The sequence below is a fragment of the Elusimicrobiota bacterium genome (assembly GCA_026388075.1).
Classification (GTDB): domain Bacteria; phylum Elusimicrobiota; class Endomicrobiia; order Endomicrobiales; family JAPLKN01; genus JAPLKN01.
In genome coordinates, this window is sequence record JAPLKN010000157.1 from 1 (window position 1) to 9,050 (window position 9,050).

Below are 9,050 nucleotides of genomic sequence, written 5' to 3' on the forward strand. Positions count from 1 at the left end.
AACAAAACTGAAGAAATTTCTGATTGACCTTGTTCTGTCAGTATCTGGCTGGTTTCTTGAACTAAACTTTATCAAAGTCACGGCTCTTATTACCGTTGTTTGCTTTTTTATCAGTTCTGTTGCCGGGCAGGCAGTATCGGCTGTTCTGGAAGAAAACCGCGGGTCAAAAAAACTTGAGCAGGTATTTAACAGCTTGAGCATACCTTATACTGCCGGAAGAATAACCGAATCAAAGTATTTCGGCTCAAAACAGGTAATAATAAACGTTCAGGATCTGCATTGCCATGCAGAAGTCCAAAGAAATATAAGCAGAATACTTTCAATCCTTGATGAAAAATATAAACTGAACAATATTTATCTGGAAGGAGCTTATGATAACGTTGATACCTCCTGGCTTGTTTCTATTCAGGACAAAGAAATAAGGCAAAAAATAGTTAATTTCCTTATTGATCAGGGCAAGCTTACCGGAGCCGAGTATTATTCCATAGTAGCCGAAAAACCGAATATCATTAAAGGGATAGAAAACAAAAATCTTTATGCTGAAAATTTCCTAAGACTGCAGAAAATTCTGGATAATCAAAGAGCAGTCAACGCTGTACTTTCAAATCTGGACTATTATATTACGCAGTTAAGGGAAGAATATTTTAATTCCAAACAGAAAAAATTGGGGAGCGTTATAAGCCAGTACCGCTCGGGAACAATCAGCGCAAAAAAATTCTATACTATCCTGAAAAAATATTCGGATAAACTTCATCTTGATATAGGCTGTTACAGGAATCTTTCCGCCTATGTAGAACTTATTGATAAAGAGAAAAAACTTAATTACAGAAGAATAGCGTCCCAGCTTCAAAAATTTACTTTAGCGATTAAACAAAATCTTCCTTATGCGGTATATAAAGAACTTGTTGACAAAACAGAAAACTTCAAAAAACTTGATAATCTTTATTCATACCTAATAAACCTTTCAAAGGAATGTAAAATAGACCTGTCAATCAGTCTCCCGGACCTATATAACTTTTTTGATTATGTAAAGCTTAATGAAAAAATTAATCCGTTAGCCCTTCTTGAAGAAGAAGAATACCTTCTTGCGGCGCTGAGGTCCCGTCTTTGCGATAGTGACAGCCAAAGAGAAGTAACGTTTGCCGTAAATTTTTTCAGATTTTTTGAATTATATTTCAACAACAAGATTTCCGCCAGGGACTACGAGTATTTTATTGAAAATATTGATAAATTCAAGTTTGTATGGAAAAAGTACATAAACAACGACAGGCTTTTACTGCTGGATCCGTATTTATCGCTGTTTAGCGATTTTTACAAGGCAAATCTTTTAAGGAATGAGTGCTTTGTCAGCAATATTTTGGGAAATAATTTTGATACCGGTATTAAAAATGAAAACAATACGCCGGTTATTAATGATGAAGAAAAAATTCTGCAGTCTTTGGAAAACGGAAGCGAAATTAAGGTTGTGGTTACCGGAGGATTTCATACAGAGGGCTTAATAAAGTTATTCAAGAAAAGAAAAATATCTTACATTGTTATAACCCCTAATGTTACAACGGATACAAAAATATCTACTGAAATATACGAAAAACTTGCCAGAGAACAAAGAAAAATTCTTTTCCAGGCGTATGCTCTTCTTGCCATATCTTTAGGCACAACCGAAGATAAAGCAAAAGAAATACTTATGCCTCTTATTAACAATTATTTAAATAAAAAAACTTTTAACATTAATTCTGCGCTGGAGGCAATTAAGAAAGCTTTTAATGAGGCAACAAAAAGTAAATTTACTCTAGAAGTAATTAGCCAAGATGCTGATGGTTTTCCTAATAAAATTGTTGCAAAAGAGAAAGTTAAAGGAACCATAATAGCAAGTTCGGACTACGACGAAGCCAATAAAAAGTTTGTAACTTCTAAAACAGAAGAGGAAAAAAAGGCAGATAACTTCAAATTAGAAGACCGCGAAGCAAGCGCCAGCAAATCAACATTAGTATCTGTTATATCCGGCATTTGGATTTTGATTCAGACAATTATTGTTGCCGTTTGCCCCGTTTTATTAGTATCAACGGTAATCACTTTAATTTTTGCTTATGCGGGAGAATTTGCGGTATTTGCGATAGGAATTATTGGCATTAGAAAATATACAAGCGATGTTTCCTGGATGAAGCAAATAATATACTGGGCAAGTCAGAAATATCCTAAGCCTGAAGATTTTGAAAATATTGATAAAACTGAAGCTCCTCAATCCTACATAGATAATATAGCAAAAGATCCTATTATAAGCGAGCTTTTAAAAGCAAAAATCAGGAAAGACGGAAAAACGCTGGGAGAAAATATCAAATTGGTTTATTGGCCTGAACTTAACGGGACCACTGTTTTGTTTCAAGCTCATCCTGAAGATAATTCTATACACGTTAATTATCCTTTGCTAAAAGAAGCAACTAAAGACTTAAAATTTAACAAGTATTTAAATAAAGTCAGAATGGCCGCAAGGCACGATGTTGGGCATATTAAGATATGGAGGTTTTTTGAAAAACATAAACTGCTTGGAAAAATCCGCTCAAAAGTTCCGGAAGAAATTAGAGAAAAAATTGACGAAAATTGGTGCGCTTTGGGCGACCTTTTTGACTATTGGTTTATAACAAGAAAAAGCCGGGCTATCCCTAGTAATAAGATAAATTTTTCCAAAAAAGCAAAAACAGAGCTTCCCGTTATAAAAGAAAATCCGCCAATAATTGCGGTATCTTTATGGAACAGGCTGGGAATGTTTTTATTAACTCTTATTCCCGCGATTATTTCATTAGGATTAACTATAGCCGCAACTGCTCCCATTGCAGTAACTGTCGGAATAATAATATCTATTTCTTTGTTTGTCGCCCTTCCGCTGATTTATTTGCTTGAATTCTTGGCAATATTGGCTGGCGGTCGGGATTTTAAGAGAGAAGATTATTCCATAAAGAAGAGAACAGACGACCAAATAGAACTAAAAGATTTCGTTTGGAACTTATGCACTTATGAACAGTGGAATATACTGGATGTATTGATAGAAAACGGCATTGAAATTATAGTTGACTCATCTCCGCGTCGTTATAGTTTAGGCCGTTTTGAGGACGGGGCTATACGATTAAATTATCCTGCAGTTAAAAGGCTGGTGGGTTCAAAATATTTCGGCTGGTTATGGAAACGGGTTATTAAAAATATCATTTTACATGAAATGATGCATGGCTTATTTACATTAAGATTTCCGGGAATTAGAAAAAGTGAAAAATCTCTAACATCAAAAATCGAAAAACTCGAGCTGTCTAAAGAAATCATAAATCGGTTTTATAAGAGGTTTTTAAAGGTTGTCCGATGGTTCTTACAACAAGCAAGAGAAATCTTAATTTCATTGAATGATGTGTTCTATTTTCTCACCTTGGGCCATTTCTATATTAAATTTGACCCACAAATATTTACGAAGCAAACCCGTATAGTGTATGCAGAAAGTGTGTTTAATTCCTTATTCAAAAAATTGTCAGTAATTCCGGTGGAGAGGGAATTAAACGATTCTTTTAATAGCCTTGAAAGCGCAGTAAACCATGATCAAGTTATATCTAAATTTATTGAGCAGGCACAGTTGGCCGGTGTGAGCTATCCTGAAGGAGTAATTACTCTTGTTAAACTTGTTGAAAATAATTCAAAAAACAAGAGCTCAATCAGGGACATGTTAAACTATATTGAAAAATATAAAAACACTATTTCGGAAATAGCTGCCGCAGAAAAGGATTCTTCTAATGCAGTAGTTCTTATTCTTGCTGAGAATAAACTTTTGGAGTTTATGGCTTCTCTGCTACTAGATTTGCTTATAGATAAAAAGGGAAATCTGAAATATATAATTTACAAGTTTAACATAGATTCAAAATGGGAAGGAAACGAAGTTTATGATGGATTAGAAATGCTGAAGTCAACACTAAAATTGTTCCTAGATTCAAACTCAAGTCTTGCGGATATTTTAGATTTGGACGAGCTGAAAAATCTTGAAAAAAGAATAGACCTAATTTCTAAAAAAGAGATTCTGTTTAATAGGTTTGTCATAGATGCAGGAGCCAGTAAAGAATACATTCTTGAATTGCTTGCTTCGTCCGAAGAAGCTGCCAAGGCGGTTCCTGATTTTGCTGAATTATTGGAAAAATACGGGAACATCGAAACCGCACTTGATGAGGCTATAAACTCAAGTAGCATAGTTGAAGGGATTAAATCAGCTTTTAATTATTACAAACAAACTTCTGACCCGGCTATTTTAAGATTAATAGCCAACAAGATTTCCGAAATAGTAATAGAACAGAAAATTCAGGATAAAAAGAATGAAAGTGCCTATGAAATGTTCGAGACGGTTTTTGGGAAACCCGGCAATAAAGAAATTCTAATGATAGAGCAGGAAAATGATTATAAAAGAAATAAAATTATTTACGACATTTTAAGAGCAATTTTCGGAAAACCGCAGACAAAATCCGAAACTATGTTAAAATTGAACGACGTAAACGAATTGGCTTACGAAATAAGAGAAATCATCGGTGAACCAGAAACAGGAGAAGGAGCTGAATTAAAAGCTAAGAAGCTGAAAAATAGAATGGAAGCCTATGGTATTGTTTTCAAAACAGCACTTGAGTTTGCTTATTCATTTTATGAAAGCAAACCGGTTCAGCGAAGTCAAAAGGAAACAATTCTTGAAACTGCAAAAAAGTTCATGGAAAATATTCCAAAAAATCAATTTATTTCGGGTGAAGTGCAAGGGATAGCTCAACATGAAGAAGAAGTAGCGTTACGTGATATAAAAGCTAGTGCTGAGAACAGAATTTATGAAGAGACTTATTATGCAAGAGGAAAAAATGGAGAAGCTATCGCAAAGGCAATAGAAAACATTATGAAAACCGTTTCATTTTTTGAGCGAAAAGGTACTCCCGGAGAGAGCGAAGAAAATGGGTATTTTGAGGCGATAGGTTATGTAGATGTGCTCTACTGCAAATCTAAGGATGAAAATTATATACGGGGATTGGAAATATTTTTTGAAACAAATAACAATCCTAAAATGTTTGAACATTTCATAGAACAGGATATTTTGATGACGCTTGTTCAAGCTGCTCCCGAAACAACGGCAAACTTATTGGATTCCATATGTACCATTATTTTAAAAAATAACAGAAGCCGCGAATATATTGTTGTTGGAATCGCTAAACTTATTCAAAGTTTGAATACGGGGTTTCTTGCCCCAATAACCTACGAGAAGGATGGGGTTAAAGTTGAAATGGAAAGAAAAATATTCCATATATTAAGAGATTTTTTTAAAAAATATCGCTTATCGCGAAAAGATTTTCTCAACGAATTTATTCCTAAAGAAGGAAGAAGAACGGAATTCCAAACTCTTATAAAATTAATCTGCGATGCAATTCCTGAAGAAAAGCCGCTGATAGCAAAACTGATGTTTGCAATTTATTTTGAAGATTCAGACAGAACTCCCGAATCTGTTATGTCTGCTTTTAAACATGCAGCAGAACTCATTGGGATCAGTTTGGATAATAGAACGGATACTAGTCCAGATTTACAAGATATTATAGATCAGTTTGCGTTAATAACATTGGACTATTTAAATCAAGAATATATATCTGCTCCTGCTCTTGAAAATAGTAAAGAAGAATTAAAACAGGCAATATTATCGTCAAATGAACCGTATAAAAATGAAATTATTAAATATTTATCCATGCCTTCCTTTTTGGAAAATATAGCCTTTTTCGGAAACATAGAGGATTTAGAAAAGGCAATTATAGAAGGTTTAAAATGTACAACATCATCGGACGCGCCATCCAGAAAAGAAATTGATGAATATTTATCTGCTTTTTCTCTTAAAAAATTAGAAGATTTAAAGCAGGAAATATTGTCTTCAGACAAGCCATTCAAAGATGAAATTATAAAATATTTAACTAAACCTGATTTTATTGGCAAAAGTGTAGAAGATTTAAGACGGTTAATATTATCATCAGACGGGCCGTATAGAAAAGAAATTAACGAATATTTATCTGCTTATGAGCTTAAAAATATTGCAGATTTAAATGGAGAAATTAGGGAACATCGTGAAAAAAACATGGAGGATTTAAAGCAGGAACTATTGTCATCTGATGAGCCGTTTAAAAAGGAAATTATGAAACATTTAGGTCCTGCTCATAAATCTGTAAGAAAGTTTAGGCTGGTGATATTGTTAGAATCAGATTTACTATACAGAAAAGAAATTAACGAATATTTATCTGCTTTTGCACTGAAAAATAATGGGCCGGTGGAAGAAACAATTATGGACTATTTAGATATAAATATTACAGATTTAAAGCGAGCAATATTATCATCAGAAGAACCAAGCAAAAATGAGATAATAAAATCTTTGGCCAGCCTTGCTCTTGAAAACCCAACTATTGACGAACTAGTTAACATGTTAGAATTAAGTCAAATGATAATAAGACATGGTGACATTAGTACTCTTACTAAAGAAGAAAAAGCAGAGAAACCTTTGTTTAATACTAGACTAAAATTTTGGGTTGATTTAAATGTTCCTCCAGCCGGAATTAATTACGGAACTCTTGAGTCTGCTAAAGCTGCTTACGAAAAGGCGAGAGAACTTGGAGGAATTGCTTTAGACAAGGTATCAGTCTTCGGAATATTAGAACAATTATTTAAAGAAAATCTGAAAAGCAAAGGAGAAAAAGCATTTAAAAAATTCATAAAAATATTCATTAAAGAATTAACAATGAATAAAAGGCCAATATTAGGGTTCACATTGAATGACAAGCAGTTATTGGCAAAACTGGTATTTACGGTTTATTTTGGTGTTTCGGATGGGACTCCCAAGTCTGCCAGGGCAGCTTACAAAAAGGCCAAAAAACTTACCGGAATTGTTTTGGATAAGTCATTAATATTTGACATATTAAAAACTTTTCTTCTGAAATATTTTGAGAATAATGGAGAATATGCATTTACTAAATTCATAAGAAAGCTCAAATTATTTGACAAACAGCTGTTAGCGAAACTAGTTTTTGCAGTTTATCTGGAAGTTCCATATATGTATGGTAATCCTCTGTCTGCTTTGGAAACTTATGAAAAAGCGAGCGAAAAGACTAAAGAACTTACCGGAACAGCATTGGATAAATCATTAGTATTTGACGTATTAAAGGATTTTCTAAAAAAATATCTCGGAGAAAAGAAAGAATACGCATTCAAAAAATTCATAAAAGGGTTTACATTATATGATAATCAGATGTTGGCAGAACTGTTATTTCAAGTTTATTATGATGGTTCAACCTTGGAATCTGCTTTGGATGCTTGCGAAATGATGAGAGAATTGACCGGGGTTACTTTGGATAAATCATTAGTAAAAGCAAGACAACTTACCGGAATCCCTTTTAATAAGTTGTTAATATTTTATTCATTGAAAAGCACTTTCAAAGCATATTTTAAAAATAATGGAAAAGATGCTTTTGAAGAATACGTAAAAAGATTCAAATTGTTTATTAAAGACAGTCTGCAGATAGCTGTACTGATATTTGTAGTTTATTTTGACATTGGAAAAGATAAAACCCCGGAATTTGCTGTGGCTGCTTGCAGAGACGCAGCAAAGCTTGTCGGAATAGCTTTGGATGAGCAATTCAAAAATGAGGTCATAAAATATTTGTCCGCTCTTGCTCTTGATAATACCCAAGCTTTAAAAGAAGCGATATTCTCAATAAGTCCAATAGGGCCGGCGAATGTTTCCAGCGCAATTGCGGCGCTGTCTTCATTTGAAACAAAAGTTTCGGATGCAACTCATGCTAAACCTGAGGTGAACCTCAGGTTGGAGGCCGCATTTATTTCTGCTCTTGTATTGACTTCTTCTTTGTGGACAGGTATACAAATAGCTTTAACTCCGGTTTTTGCAATATATTTATGGTTTGTGAGTGCGTCATTACTGATTGTAGGATCAATAGCCACTTTTTATTTTATTGTCAATTTATTGCTCGCTATTAGCAGTACAAGCATAACTAAATCCCAAGTACCCATACAGAAAGTGATGTTTTCAAAGTCTTTAGATCCCAATCTGAAAAAACTAGTAACTACTGATTTACCTTCTGAATTAAGCAGAAAGCTCACATTAGATGAAAATGAGAAAGATAAAATACTGCTAATGATAGATTATGACCTTCCCAAAAACATTTCTATGATATCGGATTATGAAAACATGTCTATAATAAGAATAAATCCCTTAGAAATAATTAAATATTATCGCATGCCATTAAAGATTGCTGATAGGATTCAGCGGAAAATCTATATTTGGTCTTTTGATGTAAAACTTGCACATGAAATACGGCGCATTGAAAAAAAGTTGAAGGGGTACAGGGGAGAAATTAAGAACTTCAATTACGACACGGGATATGTTTTAAAGCAGATTTATAGAGCAATTTCAAGAAAAAATAAGAGATTGGCTGTTGTAGAAAGCGAAAGTATTGAAAGTCTCAGCGGAAATATCAAAAATCACGCAGTTAAACCTGTAACTAACGGTAGAAAACCGAGTATGTCTTTGAAAAATAGGATTGGTATGCTGTTTTACTCAATAATAAAAATAGTTATTCCTGCGGGGATTGCTTTAACTGTTGTTGGTTTTGCCGGGGCAATAATTATAACCGTAGGTTTAATTTGGTTTGCCATTATAGCCGGCAGTGTTTTCTCAATAGTTGTAATTATAAGTTTCATAAGTATTAAAGATTTGAAAATTCTGAAAAACCAGCTGGTTTATATCTTTAAAGCCCAGAAAGAAAGAAAAGAAAGGGCGGAAATGCTGGATGAAAAAACTAGAGATCTTGAGCTTAGAATACTGAGCAGGGAAAACGCAATAATAAATGCGGATAATATTTTGAAGAAAGGTATATTCAGGCCGTCGGAAAGCATTGCAACTTGGGAAGAAAAAAAGAAAAATTATGAAAATGAAAGAGAATCTCGAATAAAAGAGGCAAGCGCATATATAGCGGAACTTGGTTCTGAAGAACATAAACTTTTTG

Annotated in this window: 1 protein-coding gene; it reads left to right on the plus strand. The window is 33.7% G+C overall.

Features of this window, described 5'->3' with window-relative positions:
• The coding region (locus NT145_08830; GenBank protein MCX5782780.1) for a hypothetical protein at nucleotides 1–9,050 on the plus strand (9,050 nt) is incomplete at both ends.